This window comes from Caballeronia sp., from assembly GCF_049581465.1.
Lineage (GTDB): Bacteria > Pseudomonadota > Gammaproteobacteria > Burkholderiales > Burkholderiaceae > Caballeronia.
Genome location: NZ_JBAUSA010000531.1, coordinates 1 through 16,511 on the forward strand (window position 1 = coordinate 1; position 16,511 = coordinate 16,511).

At 58.5% G+C, this 16,511-nt stretch carries 19 protein-coding genes and 1 pseudogene; 12 read left to right on the forward strand and 8 right to left on the reverse strand.

Going from position 1 to position 16,511, the window contains the following annotated elements; genetic code table 11:
- Positions 1-818 (reverse strand): ABC transporter ATP-binding protein (locus WCA53_RS13065; protein ID WP_423910535.1); only part of this gene is annotated, 818 nt, incomplete at its 3' end.
- A complete protein-coding gene (locus WCA53_RS13070) occupies positions 818-1,951 on the reverse strand; it encodes an MlaE family ABC transporter permease (RefSeq protein WP_423910540.1) in 1,134 nt (377 codons plus the stop codon). The genes WCA53_RS13070 and WCA53_RS13065, both read right to left, overlap by 1 nt.
- Before the next feature lie 746 nt (positions 1,952-2,697).
- Between WCA53_RS13070 and WCA53_RS13075 the strand changes: the two genes are divergently transcribed.
- From WCA53_RS13075 to WCA53_RS13110, 8 genes are all read left to right on the forward strand, one after another.
- Positions 2,698-3,186, forward strand: a complete 489-nt coding sequence (locus WCA53_RS13075; protein WP_423910543.1) for a hypothetical protein — start codon at positions 2,698-2,700, stop codon at positions 3,184-3,186.
- Entirely contained in the window at positions 3,183-3,584 is a 402-nt protein-coding gene (locus tag WCA53_RS13080; protein ID WP_423910546.1) for a DUF2000 domain-containing protein, read from the forward strand. Before WCA53_RS13075 ends, WCA53_RS13080 begins: the two co-directional genes overlap by 4 nt.
- Before the next feature lie 5 nt (positions 3,585-3,589).
- Complete coding sequence (locus WCA53_RS13085) at positions 3,590-4,336, forward strand: formylglycine-generating enzyme family protein (protein ID WP_423910549.1); 747 nt, start codon at positions 3,590-3,592, stop codon at positions 4,334-4,336.
- Between the two features lie 200 nt (positions 4,337-4,536).
- Entirely contained in the window at positions 4,537-5,175 is a 639-nt protein-coding gene (locus WCA53_RS13090; RefSeq protein WP_423910554.1) for a molybdopterin-dependent oxidoreductase, read from the forward strand.
- Between the two features lie 68 nt (positions 5,176-5,243).
- Positions 5,244-5,864: a LysE family translocator gene (locus WCA53_RS13095; RefSeq protein WP_423910559.1), complete on the forward strand. Its 621-nt coding sequence runs from the start codon at positions 5,244-5,246 to the stop codon at positions 5,862-5,864.
- A gap of 24 nt (positions 5,865-5,888) precedes the next feature.
- Positions 5,889-6,833, forward strand: coding sequence for a biotin--[acetyl-CoA-carboxylase] ligase (locus WCA53_RS13100; protein WP_423910562.1), 945 nt, complete (start codon positions 5,889-5,891; stop codon positions 6,831-6,833).
- Positions 6,830-7,612: a type III pantothenate kinase gene (locus WCA53_RS13105; RefSeq protein ID WP_423910565.1), complete on the forward strand. Its 783-nt coding sequence runs from the start codon at positions 6,830-6,832 to the stop codon at positions 7,610-7,612. The genes WCA53_RS13100 and WCA53_RS13105 overlap by 4 nt, the downstream gene beginning before the upstream one ends.
- A gap of 17 nt (positions 7,613-7,629) precedes the next feature.
- Positions 7,630-7,869 carry a hypothetical protein gene (locus WCA53_RS13110; RefSeq protein WP_423910568.1) on the forward strand — a complete coding sequence of 80 codons (240 nt, stop codon included), beginning with the start codon at positions 7,630-7,632 and terminating at the stop codon, positions 7,867-7,869.
- Positions 7,870-7,936: 67 nt separating this feature from the next.
- Here WCA53_RS13110 and rfaE2 read toward each other — a convergent pair whose 3' ends face one another.
- Together rfaE2 and WCA53_RS13120 are read right to left on the reverse strand one after the other, a co-directional pair.
- Positions 7,937-8,419, reverse strand: a complete 483-nt coding sequence (gene rfaE2 / locus WCA53_RS13115; RefSeq protein ID WP_423910573.1) for a D-glycero-beta-D-manno-heptose 1-phosphate adenylyltransferase — start codon at positions 8,417-8,419, stop codon at positions 7,937-7,939.
- A gap of 168 nt (positions 8,420-8,587) precedes the next feature.
- Complete coding sequence (locus tag WCA53_RS13120) at positions 8,588-9,460, reverse strand: ferritin-like domain-containing protein (RefSeq protein WP_423910578.1); 873 nt, start codon at positions 9,458-9,460, stop codon at positions 8,588-8,590.
- Between the two features lie 721 nt (positions 9,461-10,181).
- Between WCA53_RS13120 and WCA53_RS13125 the strand changes: the two genes are divergently transcribed.
- Entirely contained in the window at positions 10,182-10,394 is a 213-nt protein-coding gene (locus WCA53_RS13125) for a class I SAM-dependent methyltransferase (RefSeq protein ID WP_423910581.1), read from the forward strand.
- Positions 10,367-10,912, forward strand: coding sequence for a chalcone isomerase family protein (locus tag WCA53_RS13130; RefSeq protein WP_423910584.1), 546 nt, complete (start codon positions 10,367-10,369; stop codon positions 10,910-10,912). Before WCA53_RS13125 ends, WCA53_RS13130 begins: the two co-directional genes overlap by 28 nt.
- Positions 10,913-10,940: 28 nt before the next feature.
- On the opposite strand, the gene WCA53_RS13135 is transcribed toward WCA53_RS13130, so the two are convergent.
- From WCA53_RS13135 to WCA53_RS13150, 4 genes are all read right to left on the reverse strand, one after another.
- Entirely contained in the window at positions 10,941-11,675 is a 735-nt protein-coding gene (locus tag WCA53_RS13135) for a PhaM family polyhydroxyalkanoate granule multifunctional regulatory protein (protein ID WP_423910587.1), read from the reverse strand.
- Between the two features lie 75 nt (positions 11,676-11,750).
- Positions 11,751-12,578, reverse strand: a complete 828-nt coding sequence (locus WCA53_RS13140) for an enoyl-CoA hydratase/isomerase family protein (protein ID WP_423910591.1) — start codon at positions 12,576-12,578, stop codon at positions 11,751-11,753.
- Positions 12,579-12,637: 59 nt separating this feature from the next.
- Entirely contained in the window at positions 12,638-13,846 is a 1,209-nt protein-coding gene (locus tag WCA53_RS13145) for an ABC transporter substrate-binding protein (RefSeq protein WP_423910595.1), read from the reverse strand.
- Positions 13,847-14,008: 162 nt separating this feature from the next.
- Entirely contained in the window at positions 14,009-15,004 is a 996-nt protein-coding gene (locus WCA53_RS13150) for a fumarylacetoacetate hydrolase family protein (RefSeq protein ID WP_423910600.1), read from the reverse strand.
- A 204-nt stretch (positions 15,005-15,208) separates the two neighbouring features.
- Between WCA53_RS13150 and WCA53_RS13155 the strand changes: the two genes are divergently transcribed.
- Both WCA53_RS13155 and WCA53_RS13160 read left to right on the forward strand, forming a co-directional pair.
- The gene (locus WCA53_RS13155) at positions 15,209-16,057 is read left to right on the forward strand and encodes an IclR family transcriptional regulator (RefSeq protein ID WP_423910603.1); all 849 of its coding nucleotides are present in this window, start codon (positions 15,209-15,211) and stop codon (positions 16,055-16,057) included.
- Positions 16,058-16,166: 109 nt separating this feature from the next.
- Positions 16,167-16,511: pseudogene (locus WCA53_RS13160) on the forward strand (DUF3108 domain-containing protein); the annotation flags it as partial.

The window sequence follows — 16,511 nt, forward strand, 5'->3', positions numbered from 1 at the left end:
TCGGGCGGCAGCGCCTGCAACGCGCGCCGGCCGCGTCGGCCGAGAAAATATTCGCGGATGAACGGATGATCCACCGCGACCGCCTCTTCAACCGGCGCCGCCACCAACACACGCCGGTCGGCCAGCACGGCGACGCGCGTAGAAAGCGCGACCATGGTATCGAGATCGTGCGTGACGAGAATGACGGTCAACCCAAGCGCACGATGCAGCGTCGCGATCAAATCGACAAACTCATCCGACGCCTTCGGGTCCAGGCCCGCCGTGGGTTCGTCGAGAAACAGCAGTTCAGGCTCGAGCGCGATCGCCCTCGCTATCCCCACGCGCTTGATCATCCCGCCCGACAGCGCTGACGGCATCTTCGTCATGTTCTTGCATGACAACCCGACCATTTCCAGCTTCAGCATGACGAACTCGCGGATCAGGTCCTCGGGAATCTTGCCAAGCTCGCGAAACGGCTGCGCGATGTTGTCATACACCGTCAGCGACGAAAACAGCGCACCCTGCTGGAACATCATGCCGGAGCGGGTACGCAGGATGCGCGCGGTGTCATCGGCCATCTTGGCCCACTCCTCGCCGAGCACGCGAATCGTGCCCGAGGTGGGCGACTCCAGCCCGAGTATCTGCCGCACGAGCGTGGTTTTCCCCGAACCCGAACCGCCCAGCAACGCGACAATCTCGCCACGCCGCACATCCAGGTTCAAATGCTCGTGAACCACGTTGCGGCCGTAGCGCTTGGTCACGTCGTGAACCTCGATCACCGTCTCGGCCGTGACGTGTGTGCGCTTGTCGCGAACGGTGGACGCAAGAACAGTAGACATCAGATTCCCACCCGCTGGAAGATGATGGCGAAAACGGCATCGGCGAGGATCACGATGGTGATCGACGTCACCACCGAGGTTGTCGTGCCTTCGCCAAGACTTTGCGAATTCGCCTTGATGCGAAAACCGAAATGACACGCGGCAAGCGCAATCAGCATGCCAAACACTACGCCCTTGGCGAGCCCGATCCACAGATTGGCGATCGGCACGACTGAAGGCAGGGCGCGCGCGAAGAACGATATGTCGATGCCGAGCACGAGTTTGGCCGCGAGCGCGCCGCCGGCCAGTGCGATCATGTTGGTCCACATGACCAGCAGCGGCATCGCGATACCCAACGCGATCACGCGCGGCAACACGAGCCGCAAACCATGCGGAATGCCCATGACCTGCATGGCGTCGAGTTCTTCGGTCACGCGCATCACGCCGATCTGCGCGGTGATTGCCGACCCCGAACGGCCGGCCACCAGAATGGCGGACAGCACGGGCCCGAGTTCGCGTATTACCGACAACCCCAGGATGTTCACGATGTACTGGTTCGCGCCGAACACGCGCAATTGTTGCGCGGACAGGTAACTCAGCACGATACCGATCAGGAACGCGACGAGCGCCGTGATGCCAAGCGCCTGGGTGCCGGCGCTAAAGATGTTCGCAGAGATTTCGGTCCAGGGGATGCGCTTCGGACGCCGTACGAGCCCGATCAGATCCAGCACGAAGCCGCCAAACATGGCCAGGCCGCCATAGATGTGCTCGAAGAACGAGAACAGCATCAGCCCGAAACGCGTGATTGGATCGACGCGATCCACTTCCTCCGGCAGATCGCGATTGGCGTCGAGCAATGCGACGCGCTCGAATATTTCCCTTTGCGTGTCCGAAAGCACCACGGCCTCCGGCATCCTTCCGCCCCACACGCGCCATAGTGCTTGGCCGCCGACGTGATCGAGTCGCTCGACCGGCAACAAATCCCAATGCTGGATGGCCTGCAAGCCCGCGCTGCGCAGACGCGCCGTCACGCCGACACCGCGTTTTGCGTGATCGCGCGCCAGTGCAAGCGCCGTCCATTGACCGGACAACCGGACAACCTTGCCCTGCTGACCGGTCTCGACTTTCAGGCCGGGCGGAGTATCGAAGTTCAAGGATCGAAAGCGCTCGGAGTGAGGGTTCGCGGAGCAGACATTGTAGCGAAGGTAGGTTGTGAGACTGATAAGTCCGCGGGGGTGTTGCTGATTTGTTGGGGGGCGTTGGCGGAGGAGTTTAATACTTGCGTGGACGGGTGAAACGGGTCTTGCGCTCCGGGGCGAGTGCCGGAAATGTGAGGTCGGGGTTCAAAAGGTCCGTGTCATACACACGCTAACTTAGGTGAAGGGCGGACGGCGTCTCCCGCAATTACTGGCTCCTCGGCTTTTAATTTCATGCGACACATACGGGTAGTTACTGATTGACTCTTAAATAATCAATTGATTCGTGTCCGTGTGCAGAAAAGACCCGCCACCCATATTTAGGTTTTTTTAAAAATCGCTGTTTTTGAGATGTTTTCTCCCCGACAATCAATCACGCCCTCATCGCTGATACCGATTTTATATTTAGGATGACGATACACATAAGATATAGCTAAAGAACGAGAGAACGAAAGTTGAAGGCATTATCCGCGCCGCTCGACGCAACGAGCGGGCCAAACCAACCGCGAGCCGATCGATTCGATTGAACACGTTATCAAGCTCGCACAAATAATCAATTTTCTTCTCATGTTAAATTTTAAAGCTAAATAATAACTATGTTCTGTCAATCAATCGCAACGGCCAGCGGCTACAACGGAAGTTTGGATGGATACAGTCTTATTGCTACACTGGGCCCGAGTGGAACCAGCAGCGAAAACACTGCTATGTTTTTTCGCCAGAAGCTGCATTCCAACCCTGAGATTAAGCTGTTTCCCACATATGAAGATGCCGAAAAATTTGTTTTCCTCTCTGAAGGATCTTTGATACTTGTCGCAAATGCGTACAAACGCATAAACGAATTCTATATTTCAAACAGAATTAAGCCATTGCTTTCTTTCTTTTTTAATACTCCGCCGTACGGCATTGCCACAAAACCTGGCGTCGATCTCGCAGTCATCAGCGACAAACGCGCTCTACGCGTAGCCAGTCACCACGCACCGCAACATCTCATCGCCCAACTTCTGCCGTATTTCCGGTTTGAAGTGATTGATGCGGCATCAACTGGCCTCGCCGCAGAAATGACTTCGCAGGGACTAGTCGACGCGTGCCACACACCTAAAACCGCGTGCCTTAAACAAGGACTTCAATTTCAGTCTGACGAAGTCAATATTCAAATGTTGTGGACTGCTTTCTCACGGAACAAATCACAATGAAAAAATGCGTCATTGTTGTAAACAAAGATCTCCCGCTTGGGCTAAAGGCAAATATTTCAGCCATTCTTTGCATGAGCCTGGGAAAGTCGCATCCGGAAATAATTGGGCTAGATCTGAGCGATGCCGACAATATCACTTACAAAGGCATTACGACAATCCCAGTACCGATCCTTGAAACATATACCGACAACCTGAAAGCAGCCAAGAAAATCGCCGACCTAACCGTAGAGTTTTCAGTGGCGTTCAATTGCTCTGCGTTAAGCACGAAAGACTATGCGGCTTATGAAACGAGTCTCCGTAGCAAACGGTCGACAGATGTATTGATACACGGCCTGTTGATGTATGGCAGCAAAGTTGAAATCAACAAGATCGCCGCAAACTTTCCCTTGATGAGATAAATACCATGTTCACGAATATGGCAAAGATTGACGCCGTTGCGTATTCAATGGGAAGCGAAAAATATAGAAATGAACGTCCCGTGCGGATTGTCAACCTTAGTTCCTATTATATCGACCTTGCACCAGTTACGAATCTTCGCTACAAACGCTTCGTCGACTGCCACGGGTACGAGAAAAGAGAATATTGGACCGATGCCGGATGGAATTTCATTCTTAGTAAAAACATTGCCTTTCCGCTATATTGGCACGACCCAAGCTGGAATCACCCTTACCAACCCGTAACGGGCGTCTCTTGGTGGGAAGCGCTCGCGTTTGCGCGATTTGACGGAAAAACACTGCCTACGGAAGCCCAGTGGGAATATATGGCTGGCGGCGGCGTCAACATTTATCCCTGGGGCGACGCCGAACCAAATCCTTCAATGGCGAATTACGCGGAAGGTTGCGAGCCCCGCGAATTGAAGCGACGAAGCACCGAGGTCGATCGGTATATTCAATCGCGCTCTCACTGCGGATGCTGGGACGTCGCAGGGAACGTCAGCGAATGGTGTCTGGATAATTCTAGTAAAAACTACGACTGGGATAACAGCGGGCGAGATCCCGTCTATCTGACCGCCGAAGGCGACGCGCACATGGTTAGAGGCGGGTCGGGATTGCACGACGACGAATATCTCCGAACGACGAGTAGGGATTATTACTCACCTAGCCTTCGCGACAACATCGTTGGTCTCCGATGCGTTTCAAACTTGACATAGCGTGATCTAATTCATGCTGACGCGAGACTTAGACCAACTCTCGCATCACGACGCGCAGCCTGAGTCACATGTTCTGAATCATGCTGTTTTTTAGCCGTGCTGCGCTGATATTACTGGCGTTAACGCATATATTCTAATGTTCTCGCTGAAAAACTTGCTAAACATAAATCGACAACGCGCTCAAAATAGTAAGGATTAAATTGCAAAAAGAACTAACCCCGAACATCGGCAAAAAACCATCATCGCTACGATATTTTCAAGAGGGTGCGTCCGATATTGACTTGAAGCACTGGCGATTAAGGGTATCCGGTGAGGTCAAAACTGAGTTATCCCTAAGCTATGACGATATCCTGCGTCTCCCAAAAACGTATTCTCATCGCAGAAGCGTCTGCGTCTGTCTTTGGAGTATCAAAAGACATTGGAGGGGAGTATCACTGACAGAAATATTGAATCTCGCCGGAGTCAGTCTTTATGACAAAAATTTGTATATGAAGCAGATTAGTAGCGCTACCCCGAAAGGAAGTTACGACTCCACGATTCATATTTCATCGGCCGTTGAAAGGAATGCCATTTTCGCTTACGACGTGGACGGTGCGACACTAACACCGGAACAGGGATTTCCGTTACGATTTCACGATTTCGGTTTATACCTTTACAAATGTGTTAAATCGATTTCAGAGATTCACGTCGGCCGAGATAATGAAATCGGGTATTGGGAGAATTTCGCGGGCTATGACGTCGACGGCACGGTTCAAGCCAAACGCTATTATGCCGTCGATCTACAGCGAAAATTCTACTTCGACGGCCTTGGAGAGGTCTTGGATCGAGATATTGATTAAACCACCCTCCCTAACCCGGAACATATTTGCGTCGCGCCTTGCGCAGACAGCCTCACCTTGGTCCCTCAATGAATGAACATTTTTTCGCGATGCTGCCAATGTTCAGCTTTGCGTTCGCTACCTCCGCATCGCCGGGGCCGGTCAACATCGTTGCAGCAATGTCAGGCGCGCAGTTTGGCATAAAAAGGAGTTTCAGCTACGTCCTCGGGGCGGCTGGCGGCTTTGTTGCGGTTTTGTTGATTGTAGGAATCGGCTTCGGAAGCGTCCTTGTTTCAAGTCGCATCATTACGAACGTGTTCGCCGTCGCGGGCGCAATGTATATGCTTTATCTCTCGTTTCGCCTGGCAATAAGCAAATCGACCGATACCGGGAACAATACCGCGCCACCACCGCGCGTCATAAGCGGTGCCATTGCACAATGCTTAAACCCGAAAGCCTGGATTGTTTCTATCTCGGCAATCTCAATATACGTAGCAAACAGCAAAGACTACACGCTTTATTTATCCATTTTCTGTGCGATATTTTTTGTCGTTTGCTTCTTTTCGATATTAGGGTGGGTTATTGTCGGCAGCAAAGCATCGTCCACGCTTAACGGCAACTACGGCGTGTTCAACAAGGTAATGGCAGGCCTGCTCGCGCTTTCAGTCATCTATTTCATCGTTGACTTCGTCGTGCTCGGTCGAGCCTGAGCACTGAATCGCTACAATGGGCACATGAACTCATCCAACTCGTCCCTTCCGCTGGACGCCCCCTGGCGTATCGACCGCGAGCGGCTCATGTCGCTGGCCGCGCGGCCGGTGCGTGACTGGCCTATCGAGATCGTCGATGAAACAGGCTCCACGAACGCCGACGTAATGGCGCAACTCAAGGAACTGCCGCGCGATCGCCTGACCGGCATGTCCGGCATGTCTCCATCACGCTCGACGCCGAGCGCAACCCACAGCACGCCATTCGTGCGCGTGGCCTACTCGCAGACCGCAGGCCGCGGCCGCCGGGGCCGTGCCTGGATCGCGCAACCCGGCAACGCGCTGTTGTTCTCCACGGCGTGCGTGCTACCACGACCGCTTGAAGGACTCGCGGGCCTGAGCCTCGCTGTCGGCACCGGCGTGCTTGATGCGCTGAACGGCTTGCCGCTGACTGCATCGGCGAGATTGGCTTTGAAATGGCCAAACGACATATTGCTCGATGACGGCAAGCTCGCCGGCATCCTGATCGAAACGGCATGGCATACGCCACAGGCGAGTGCGGTGGCCATCGGTATTGGCATCAACCTGCACGGTGCAGCGGAGCTCGCCGCGCAACTCGACGAAGCGCATCGGCGAAATGAGGTTTTCGTTCCCGGCAGCGGCCCGGCGTCGCTCTCCCGTGCGTGGCCGGACGCGAATCTCACCGATACCCTCGCCGCCGTTCTCAACGCGCTCGATGCCACGCTGGCACGTTTTGCCGCCGATGGCTTCCGCCCGTTCCGGCAAGCATGGCTTGCCGCGCACGCCTACGCGGGGCGCGAGGTCGTGCTGCTCGAACAGGGCGTGGAGGTAGCGCGCGGCCTTGCTGCGGGTATCGACGATAACGGCCAGTTGCAGATCGACACGCCCAACGGCATGCGCACGGCCGTCACGGGCGACGTGTCGCTGCGGCTCGCGGAGCAACGGCCGTGAATAGCGGGCCGTTTCTGCTGGTCGATGCGGGAAATAGCCGGATCAAATGGTCGCTCGTGACGGCGGCCGGCGAGTGGCTGCACGGCGGCGCATTCGATCACGCCGATACCCCCGACTGGTCCGAATTGGCGCTCCCAGTTGGCGCGTGGGTATCGAATGTGGCGGGTGACCGAATGGGCGCGCGCATCGACGAAATGATCGAAGCGCAATGGCCCACGCTTGCCGTCCACCGCGTGCGCGCCCAGGCGAGCCAACTGGGTGTATCGAATAGCTATACCGTTGCGGCATCGCTTGGCAGCGACCGGTGGTGCGGCATGATCGGCGCGCACGCCGCGTATCCCGGCGAAAACCTGCTGATTGCCACCCTGGGCACCGCGACGACGCTGGAAGCCTTACGCGCCGACGGCACGTTCACAGGCGGCCTGATCGCGCCCGGCTGGCAATTGATGATGCAATCGCTCGGCAGTCACACGGCGCAATTGCCAACCCTTCTCCCCGCCACCGCGCGCCGCGCCATTGAAGCATCGGCCGGGATTTTCGCCATCGATACGCCCACGGCTCTTTCCTCAGGATGTCTGCTCGCGCAGGCTGGACTAATCGAACGCGCGTGGCATGATCTTGGCTTTCAATGGAAAGCAGATGTTCGCCTGATTCTCGGCGGCGGCGCGGCCGACGTGGTGGCGGGCGTTTTAAAGGCACCACATACTCGGCACGACTCGCTCGTGCTCGAGGGGCTCGCGTTGATCGCACGCGATGCCGCCACGTTACCCTCACTTTGATTGATGGAGCACTTTCCATGCTGCGATGGCTGCTTGCCTTACTGCTTTTGGCAAACCTGGTGATTCTGATCGTGGTGCAAGGGGGACTCGGTCCGTTGCCGTCCGCTGGCGTACGGGAACCGCAACATCTCGACCGGCAGTTTCATCCCGAACTGGTACGCGTGCGACCGATAAGCCCGGAGGAATCGGCCGATCAGGCGGTGGTTGGCGCCCCGGCGCCTTCGGCAGACGTACGGACCGCGCCCTTGGCACAGTAAGGCAGTAGAAGTCGGACCTTCCCAAAAAAAACCGGAAGTCCCGCTCCGCCAGCCCCCTCCCCCGCATTCACCCCTGCGCGCGCACCTTCTTCAGCAACGCCGTCGTCGAGCGATCGTGTTCGAACGGAATTGCCAATGCCTGGCCACCCCAGCCGCGCACAAGCGCCGCTTCCGCCAGTTTGTCCATGTCGTAATCGCCGCCCTTCACCAGCACGTCGGGATGCAACTCACCGATCAGTTCAAGCGGCGTCGATTCCCCAAATTTCACCACCCAGTCCACGCTCTCAAGCGCTGCAAGCAGTGCCATGCGGTCGTCTTCCCGATTGATCGGCCGGTCGTCGCCCTTACCGAGGGTCCGTACCGACGCATCCGCATTCACTCCGACGATCAACATCGCGCCGAGGGCTTTTGCGTCGGCGAGATAGGTCACGTGCCCGCGATGAAGGATGTCGAACACGCCATTCGTGAATACGACAGGCGATGTCAATTGCGGGCGAAGCGCGGCAAGCGCTTCGCGCGTGAGGATCTTGCGTTCGAAATGAGCTGGCATGGATGGCGGCAGACACGGAGCGAAAAGAACGCTAGTTTGCCATGCACGCGTCGTTCGGCCGTTCAGCAGCAAAAAAGCCCGCCGGTCCAAGACCGGCGGGCTTTTCATTTCAATGCTGGCTAATCTGGCTGAGGGTCCTACCAAGCTCTTACCATCAGCGCCCAACCATCAGGCAGGTAACTGCGATGCCCCTTGCGCCGCCTGCAGGCGCAGCACAACCTCTTTCCGATACCGGTTCAATTCCTGCGCCGTCGCGAAGGAGCGCTCGAACAGGATGGAAAGGTTATGCAGAATCCGTTCGACAACCTTCTTTTCCCAACTGTCGTCGAAGCGAATCTGTTCGTCGAGCCAGTGTTCGAGCCAATCGGGATCCGGCAAACGCGACTGAATGGTGTCACGCGGGAACAGCGCCTGGTTGACGTGAAGATTTGTGGGATGCAGCGGTTTTTCCGTGCGTCGCGCGGAAGCCATCAACACGCCGATCTTCGCGAACGCCGCGCGAGCCGTATCGCCGGCCTGCGTCATCGCCTTCTTCATGTAGCGCAGATACGCGCCACCATGCCGGGCTTCGTCGCGCGAAATGGTTTCGTAGATGTGCTTGATGACCGGCTCGGTATGCCACTCAGCCGCCCGCCGATACCAATGATTCAGGCGAATCTCACCGCAAAAATGCAGCATCAGGGTTTCGAGCGGCGGCGCGGGATCGAACTCGAAACGCACGGCGTCGAGTTCGGCTTCGGTGGGGACCATTTCGGGCTTGAATCGACGCAGGTATTCCATCAGCACGAGCGAATGCTTCTGCTCTTCGAAAAACCACACGCTGATGAAAGCGGAAAAGTCGCTGTCATTGTGGTTGTCGCGCAGGAACATTTCCGTCGCCGGAAGCGCCGACCACTCCGTGATCGCATTCATCTTGATGGTCTTGGCCTGCTCGTCCGTGAGCAGCGCGGGGTCGAACTTGTCCCAGGGAATGTCTTTCTCCATATCCCAACGAACCGATTCCAGCGATTTGTAGAGTTCCGGATAAAGCATCGTGTTCATAGTCCACCCCAGTGTTGCGACATAGTGCGAGAGCCTGTCTGTTGTAACTTTTGGTCTGCGGCGCGCGAAAATCCGCGTCGCAAGCGACGAATCTTTCAATTTTACGCGGGAATCAGGCGCCCAGATGCAACGAAGCTGTAAAGAAGCGTCCGCCGCCTTGCCCCGCGACGTTTTGCCCGATGCCGCCTGTTGCTAACTGTTGCTATTGAGCCGCGATTCGCGGCGCAGCAACATCTACCGTGGGTGAGGAATGAATCCTGTGCCTGAGGTAATAGAAGCGCGAGCTTGTCTGAAGCTCGATTCCAGCCACCCATTCGACGCTTTTCTCGTCGCAGCGTGCCCCGTGTGAAGCATGCCTTTGGGGCATGTCAACCGCAAGGCGCTCGCCGATCAGACCCGAGGCGAGGCCCGTGTCCACTGTTTCAACCTTGCCCGCGACGGCGCGAATGTAGCGCCGAGGTCCCTCGCGCGGGCTAGTCGATCATAGCATGGCGTCCCCAAGCCAAGCCGCGGCGGCTTCTTCAACCGACTCCACGATCGCAAACACGGCGGCCGCGCGTGTGTGCAGACCATCACTATCGACAAGTGCTGGTCGAGCGTTACAGAAAACGGCCCGACTTCATCGAGCAGTATATTTTTCCGGGTGACATGCTCCCTTCGCCGGCCGTTTTTGCACAATCCGCGGAACGTCACACGCTTAGCGTAGTCAATCATCTTTCGTTTGGCCAAGACTACCCGCGCGCTTAAACTGTGGCGCGACGCGTTTATCGCGCGGCTCGACGAAATCCGTGAGCAGAAATTCGACGATCGATTCATCCGCCTGTGGGACTTTTACCTATGTTATTGCGAGGCCGCGTTCGCGCACTCGAACACCGACGTAATCCAGTTCACGCTGGAGTACGCACGATGCTTCGCGCCGCCACGCTTGTTTTGATGTTGGCGGTCATGCCGCTCCAGGCATTCGCGTTCGATGCCACGCCGCTCGTGCGCCAGGCCATTCCCCGGGCTCGCTTGCAGGGTGAAGGCGAGTTGCGCATGTATGGCTTTCATATCTACTACGCGCGGTTGTATGTCGGACCGGCGGGGCTATCCGCCACGGAACTGACGGCGCGGCCGTTTGCGCTGGATATCGAATATTCGCGCGCTTTCAAGGGCGTATCGATAGCCAGGAGAAGCCGCGAGCAAATGGACGACCTCAAGCTCGCTGGCCGGGCGCAAACGGCCAAATGGGAAGCGGAACTGGCGAACATTTTCCCCGATGTGCAGGCAGGCGATCATGTGATCGGCGTATTCGTACCCGAGCAAGGCACGACCTTCTATGCCGACGACAAAGCAATCGGCAGCATTCCCGGCGATGACTTCGCGCGCGCGTTCTTTTCAATCTGGTTCGATCCCCGGACGATAGCGCCCGTGTTGCGGAATCAGTTATTGGCGAACGGCGCGGCGCAGTGAAGCTGTGAGGCGGCTCGAACGCGCCGCCTCACAGCTCCTTCTTTTTCGCTGCCGCCTTCTTGGCGGGCGCTTTCTTCACCGTGGGCTTTTTCGGCTCGCTCGCGGCTTTTGCGTGCTGCCCTTCGCCCTCTGCCGCGGTGCTCGAGGCCGCGGCGCCTGAAGCCGCAGCACTTTGCGCCGCCTGTGACAGCGCCAGCGTCGCCAAATTATTGAACTGCGACTGCAGCACGTTCCACCAGCCGGAGGGATCGAAGGCCGGATCGTTGACGCCGGTTTGGCTAGTCGCGGCCGCGCCTTCTTCGTCCTTTGACGCTTCCTTTGACGCTTCCCTAGGCACTTCCTGCGACGGCGTAGGCCAGCTCGCCGCCGCCGATTCCGCGGCGCCCGCCGACGCCGTTCGCGCCTTGTCCACCGAATCCTGTGCGAAAGCACCGAACGCGCGCAAGGTGGCGAGCGTCGCGCGCTGCACTTCCAGCGCCTGAATCGCCGATTGCAGCATGTTCAAATTAAGCTTCAGCCATTGCTCGACGGCACGCATATCCTTGATCCGCTTGTCGAGTTCCTCGACGTTCGTCAGCGGCGCGAGCATGTCCGACATCATGGAAAGCGACGGCGATCCGCCGCCGCCCGGCATGGCCGCCGCTGCGAACGGGTTCAGCTTCATCATGTCCCACATGTTTTCCATAATGCCGCCGCCTTGGGGGAAACCGCCCGCGCCGGGGAAACTGCCAAAAGGGGAGGTGCCGCCGGATGTATCGCTCATGAGACTTCTCCTTGGTGCTGCGACAAATATCGGGAATCCGAAACCGTTTAAAACCGTTCAATTCACCTTGCGAGCCTAGAACGTCGAGCCGCCGGAAAAATCCGGCGCGCGCCGTTCACGCAGCGACTTAATGCCTTCCTGCACATCGGGCCCGGAAAAGCCCATGAATTCGAGCGCCAACGAGGTATCGAACGTGGGGCCCGCCGAGCGCAGCCAGTTGTTCAGCGCGTACTTGGTCCAGCGGATCGCGGTCTGCGAACCCAGCGCCAGGCGATTCGCAACCTCGAACGCTTTGGCGACCAACTCAGTTTCATCGACCGCGAGCGACACCAGCCCGATCCGCTCAGCTTCCTCGCCGCTCACAGGCTCACACAGCAACAGGTAGTACTTGGCCTTCGCCATGCCGCACAGCAAAGGCCACACGATTGCCGCGTGATCGCCGGCGGCGACGCCGAGGCGCGTATGACCATCGATAATGCGCGCAGTCTTCGCCGCAATGGAAATGTCCGCGAGCAATCCCGCGACGAGGCCCGCGCCGACAGCCGGTCCGTGCATGGCCGATACGATCGGCTTACTGCAATTGATGACGTTGTAGACCAGATCTCGCGCCTCTCGCCAGACGCGCGCGCGAACCTCGAATTCCGACGCCATCTGTTCGACCAGATGCAGGTCGCCGCCCGCCGAGAAGCCCTTGCCTTCGCCCCGAATCAGCGCCACGCGCGTGTCGGGATCGCGGTCGATATCCCGCCAGATATCCGCCAGTTCGCGATGCATGTTGGCATCGGCGGTGGCGAGTCCGCTCTTGTTCACGCCCGCGCCGTTCATCACGATCTCAAGCACGCCGTGATCGTGGCGCGTGAGTTCCAGCGAGGTATATCCGGCGTAGAGAGAAAGGTCGCTCATGATCGTGCGTTCGTGATTGAAGATCGTGATTAAAGGATCAACTCGACGTCAACTCGAAATCAGCGCGGTTGATAAATCCACTTGCCGTTCTCGATTTCCGCGATTACCCGAGCCCGCTGATCGAGTCCGATATGGTCGTTCGGCGTCATGTTGACGAGGCCATTTGAGTCGGGAAAATTCTTCGTGTTTTCCAGCGCATCGCGCAATGCACGACGAAACTCAGGCGTGCCCGGCGCGCCCGCTTGCATCGCGATGGGAAGCGCGCGGTTCAACAACATGCCCGCATCCCACGCATACGAACCAAACGCCGAGACCGATCCCGCGCCATATTTCCCTTCGTACAGTTTGATGTATTCGAGCCCGAGATGCTTGGCCGGATGATCATCAGGAAGTTGCGATGCCACCAGGACCGGGCTCGCCGGCAGGAACGTGCCGTTGCAATCGGCGCCGCACACGCGCAGGAAATCGCGATTTCCCGTGCCGTGATTGTGATAGATCACGCCCTTGAAGCCGCGTTCGCGCAACGTCTTCGGCGGCAACGCGGCGGGCGTTCCGGCCGCGCCCACCACCACTGCATCGGGCTTGGCCGCGAGAATCTTGAGGACCTGTCCAGTCACGCTCGCATCCGTGCGATTGAAGCGCTCATTGGCCACCATCGTGATCTTGTGGAGCTGCGCGAACTTCAATACCTCCACGTAGAAGGTCTCGCCGAGCGCGTCCGCCTGGCCGATGTACGCCATCGTCTTCACGCCGTGATTGCTCGCATGCTCGGCGATGGCCGAGGCCATCATTGCGTCGGTTTGCGGCGTCTTGAAGACCCAGTGGCGCTTGGCATCCACCGGCTCGATGATCTTCGACGATGAAGCCAGCGAGATCATCGGCGTCTCGCCGTCGGCGACCACGTCGATCATCGCGAGGGAGTTCGGCGTGATCGACGAGCCGATGATCGCGTCCACGTGATCTTCGGAGATCAGCTTCTTGGTGGTCTGCACGGCTTGCGTGGTGTCGGACGCGTCGTCGAGGACGATGTAGTCCACCGGCCGGCCGCCCATTTCCTTCGGCAACAAGGCGACCGTATCGCGGGCGGGAATGCCGAGCGATGCAGCCGGCCCGGTCAAGGACAACACCAATCCGATCTTCACGTGCGCTGTCTGCGCGAACCCCGCTTGTGCCGATAACGCGAGCAGGCCAACCACGACCAGTTTTCTAAATTCCTTGAATCGTTTGAGGCCGTTGAATCCCGCCGTGCTGTTGCCGCCTGCCCGCATTAAAGTCTCCCTGTTATGGCACGTCTTAACGTTTTTTTACGCTTCCCCGACGCGATGCGGCCAAGTGTAGGGCGGCGCAGCATACGCGCGCATCGGGCGAAACCCGTTATTGCACGGGCATCGGCGGCTTTTGGGAGAGGTTCGGCGGCTTTTTTGGGATGTTCAACGGCTTGCTTCGTTAGGCGGTGCAACCAGTTGGTCGATCGCGCCGAAAATCGACTTGCCGGCATCGTCGAACATTTCGATCTTCACGCTATCGCCGAACTTCATGAATTCCGTCTGCGCCGCGCCATGCTCGATGATCTCCAGGCAGCGCTTCTCCGCGATACAGCAGTAGCCACGCTTCGTGTCCTTGTTGGAAATCGTGCCCGACCCGACAATCGATCCCGCGCGTAGATTGCGGGTTTTGGCCGCGTGCGCCACGAGCTGGCCGAAATGAAACACCATGTCCGTGCCGCAATCCGGCTGGCCTACTTTCTTGCTGTTCCAGTGCACGATCATCGGCCGATGCACGCGTCCTTCGGACCATGCATCGCCGAGTTCGTCAGGCGTGACCGCGACTGGCGAGAACGCTGTCGCCGGCTTGCCCTGGAAAAAACCGAAACCTTTGCCGAGTTCTGCCGGGATGAGATTGCGCAGCGACACGTCGTTGACAAGCATCAGGAGGCGGACATGGCGCAGGGCCTCGGCCGGGGTCGCGGTCATCGGCACGTCGGTCGTGATCACCGCCACTTCCGCTTCGAAGTCGATGCCATAAGCCTCGGACGCGCACACGATGTCGTCTTCGGGACCGAGGAAATCGTCCGATCCGCCCTGGTACATGAGCGGATCGGTCCAGAATTCGGGCGGCATCTCGGCGTTGCGTGCGCGGCGTACGAGCTCGACGTGGTTCACATACGACGAGCCGTCGGCCCACTGGAACGCGCGGGGAAGCGGCGCCATGCAGGCTTCTGGGTCGAACGCGAAGGCATGGCGGGCACGGCCCTGATTGAGTTCGTCGGAGAGGTCGAGCAGTTGCGGCGCGTAGAAAGTCCAGTCGTCCAGCGCGCGTTGCAGTGTCGGCACAATGGCGTCGGCGATCACCGCAGTGCGCAAATCGCGCGATACGACGACTAGTTGGCCGTCGCGCGACCCGTCCTTCAGCGTGGCAAGTTTCATAAAGCGTTTTGACGTTTTGGTGACGATGGAGGAAATCTATTTTACGATGGTGAACCGCCGGGCGGGTTCCTGCGCGCGGGCAACCCCATTTTTCGATGGGTCTCGATTCCGGCAAGACCTTCATGCAGTCGATTCCATTGGCCTTTTTAAGCCCTTTCTTTAAGCCCTTTTCCTAAATCGGCGCGCGCCGTCATCGATTGCTCCATGTCATCACCTAGCCGTCCCTCGCTGTCCAAGCTGCCCCCGCCACCCGACACGGTCGATGCCGACGATTTCATCGACACCACCGAAGAAAAGTTGCGCTCGGGCATTCAATCCATAGAAGTCGGTTTCCGGCTGCTCGATGTGCTCACCAACGAACCGCGCGCCATGATGCTGCGCGATCTTGCGCAGCGCGCGGGCATGAGTCCCGCGAAGGCGCATCGCTATCTGGTGAGCTTCTTGAGGCTTGGCGCGGTATCGCAGGATCCGGTGTCCGGGCGCTACGAACTCGGCGGGTTCGCGCTGCAAATGGGCTTGGCGCGGCTTGCTCGCGTCGATGGCGTGAAGCTCGCGCGCATCGCGCTGACGGGCTTGCGTGACCGCCTGGACATGACCGTCGGGATCGCGGTGTGGGGCAACCAGGGGCCGACTGTCGTGCACTGGATGGAATCGAGCCATCCGGCGAAGGCCGCGTTGAAACTGGGCGATGTCATGCCGCTGTTGTCATCGGCGACCGGCTTGTTGTTTGCTGCGTGCATGCCGCGCAGCAAGACCCAGGCGATGCTTGAGCGCGAACTCGCGATCACGCGGCAATCCATTGCGGATGTCGAAGCGCAACTCGCCGATATCCGCGCGCACGGCGCCGCGCGTGTGGAAGGCATGTTGCTGCCCACGGTCCACGCGTTTTGCATGCCAGTCTTCGATTCCTCCGGCGATCTCGCGCTCGGCTTGATCGCGCTGGGCCATGAAGGATCGTTCGATACCCAGTGGGGCGGCGAAATCGATCTCGCCTTGCGCGAATGTGCGCAACAGCTTTCTTACGAGCTAGGGTACAAGCCGGGCGAGCGATGAGATTTGCATCGACCGGCTTCCTGCCGATGCGGAACATCGCGGCACCGGCCCGAGTCATAATCGCCAGTTCCATCCTGCGCGCTTTCATCGCGCGCCCCTGAACTATTCGATGCCGCTTTTTTCCACGCGCCCCCGTGGCGCTATCTCCGACGATTCACCCAGCCCGTCCCTTCGATGGGTGCTTTGGCTCGCGGTCCTGCTCCTGGTCCTGGCATTGCACTGGCTAGGCGCGCGCTGGGTGGAGCGAAGCCGCAATGTGTCGAATCCAGAGGCCCCACAGCATGTGCCGGTGGAGGTCGAGCTGCTGACGCCTAAACCGGTGGAGCAGGCACCCGCGCCTGTGCCTGCACCTGCCCACGTGGCGCCCCGGCCCTCCGCACCGAGGCCCGAGCAGGAGAAGCCGAGAGCCATCAGCCATCCCGCTCCGATCGTGACCACGTCTCCGATCGTGCAG

What these genes read in the sequence shown, in the direction of transcription:
- WCA53_RS13080 (WP_423910546.1), top strand. Translation starts at nt 3,183, where the DNA reads ATGAAAAAATGCGTCATTGTTGTAAACAAAGATCTCCCGCTTGGGCTA.
- rfaE2 (WP_423910573.1), bottom strand. Translation starts at nt 8,419, where the DNA reads ATGCCAGCTCATTTCGAACGCAAGATCCTCACGCGCGAAGCGCTTGCC.
- WCA53_RS13135 (WP_423910587.1), bottom strand. Translation starts at nt 11,675, where the DNA reads ATGAGCGATACATCCGGCGGCACCTCCCCTTTTGGCAGTTTCCCCGGC.
- WCA53_RS13150 (WP_423910600.1), bottom strand. Translation starts at nt 15,004, where the DNA reads ATGAAACTTGCCACGCTGAAGGACGGGTCGCGCGACGGCCAACTAGTC.
- WCA53_RS13075 (WP_423910543.1), top strand. Translation starts at nt 2,698, where the DNA reads ATGTTTTTTCGCCAGAAGCTGCATTCCAACCCTGAGATTAAGCTGTTT.
- WCA53_RS13140 (WP_423910591.1), bottom strand. Translation starts at nt 12,578, where the DNA reads ATGAGCGACCTTTCTCTCTACGCCGGATATACCTCGCTGGAACTCACG.
- WCA53_RS13120 (WP_423910578.1), bottom strand. Translation starts at nt 9,460, where the DNA reads ATGAACACGATGCTTTATCCGGAACTCTACAAATCGCTGGAATCGGTT.
- WCA53_RS13145 (WP_423910595.1), bottom strand. Translation starts at nt 13,846, where the DNA reads ATGCGGGCAGGCGGCAACAGCACGGCGGGATTCAACGGCCTCAAACGA.
- WCA53_RS13110 (WP_423910568.1), top strand. Translation starts at nt 7,630, where the DNA reads ATGCTGCGATGGCTGCTTGCCTTACTGCTTTTGGCAAACCTGGTGATT.
- WCA53_RS13130 (WP_423910584.1), top strand. Translation starts at nt 10,367, where the DNA reads ATGCTTCGCGCCGCCACGCTTGTTTTGATGTTGGCGGTCATGCCGCTC.
- WCA53_RS13155 (WP_423910603.1), top strand. Translation starts at nt 15,209, where the DNA reads ATGTCATCACCTAGCCGTCCCTCGCTGTCCAAGCTGCCCCCGCCACCC.
- WCA53_RS13100 (WP_423910562.1), top strand. Translation starts at nt 5,889, where the DNA reads ATGAACTCATCCAACTCGTCCCTTCCGCTGGACGCCCCCTGGCGTATC.
- WCA53_RS13085 (WP_423910549.1), top strand. Translation starts at nt 3,590, where the DNA reads ATGTTCACGAATATGGCAAAGATTGACGCCGTTGCGTATTCAATGGGA.
- WCA53_RS13095 (WP_423910559.1), top strand. Translation starts at nt 5,244, where the DNA reads ATGAATGAACATTTTTTCGCGATGCTGCCAATGTTCAGCTTTGCGTTC.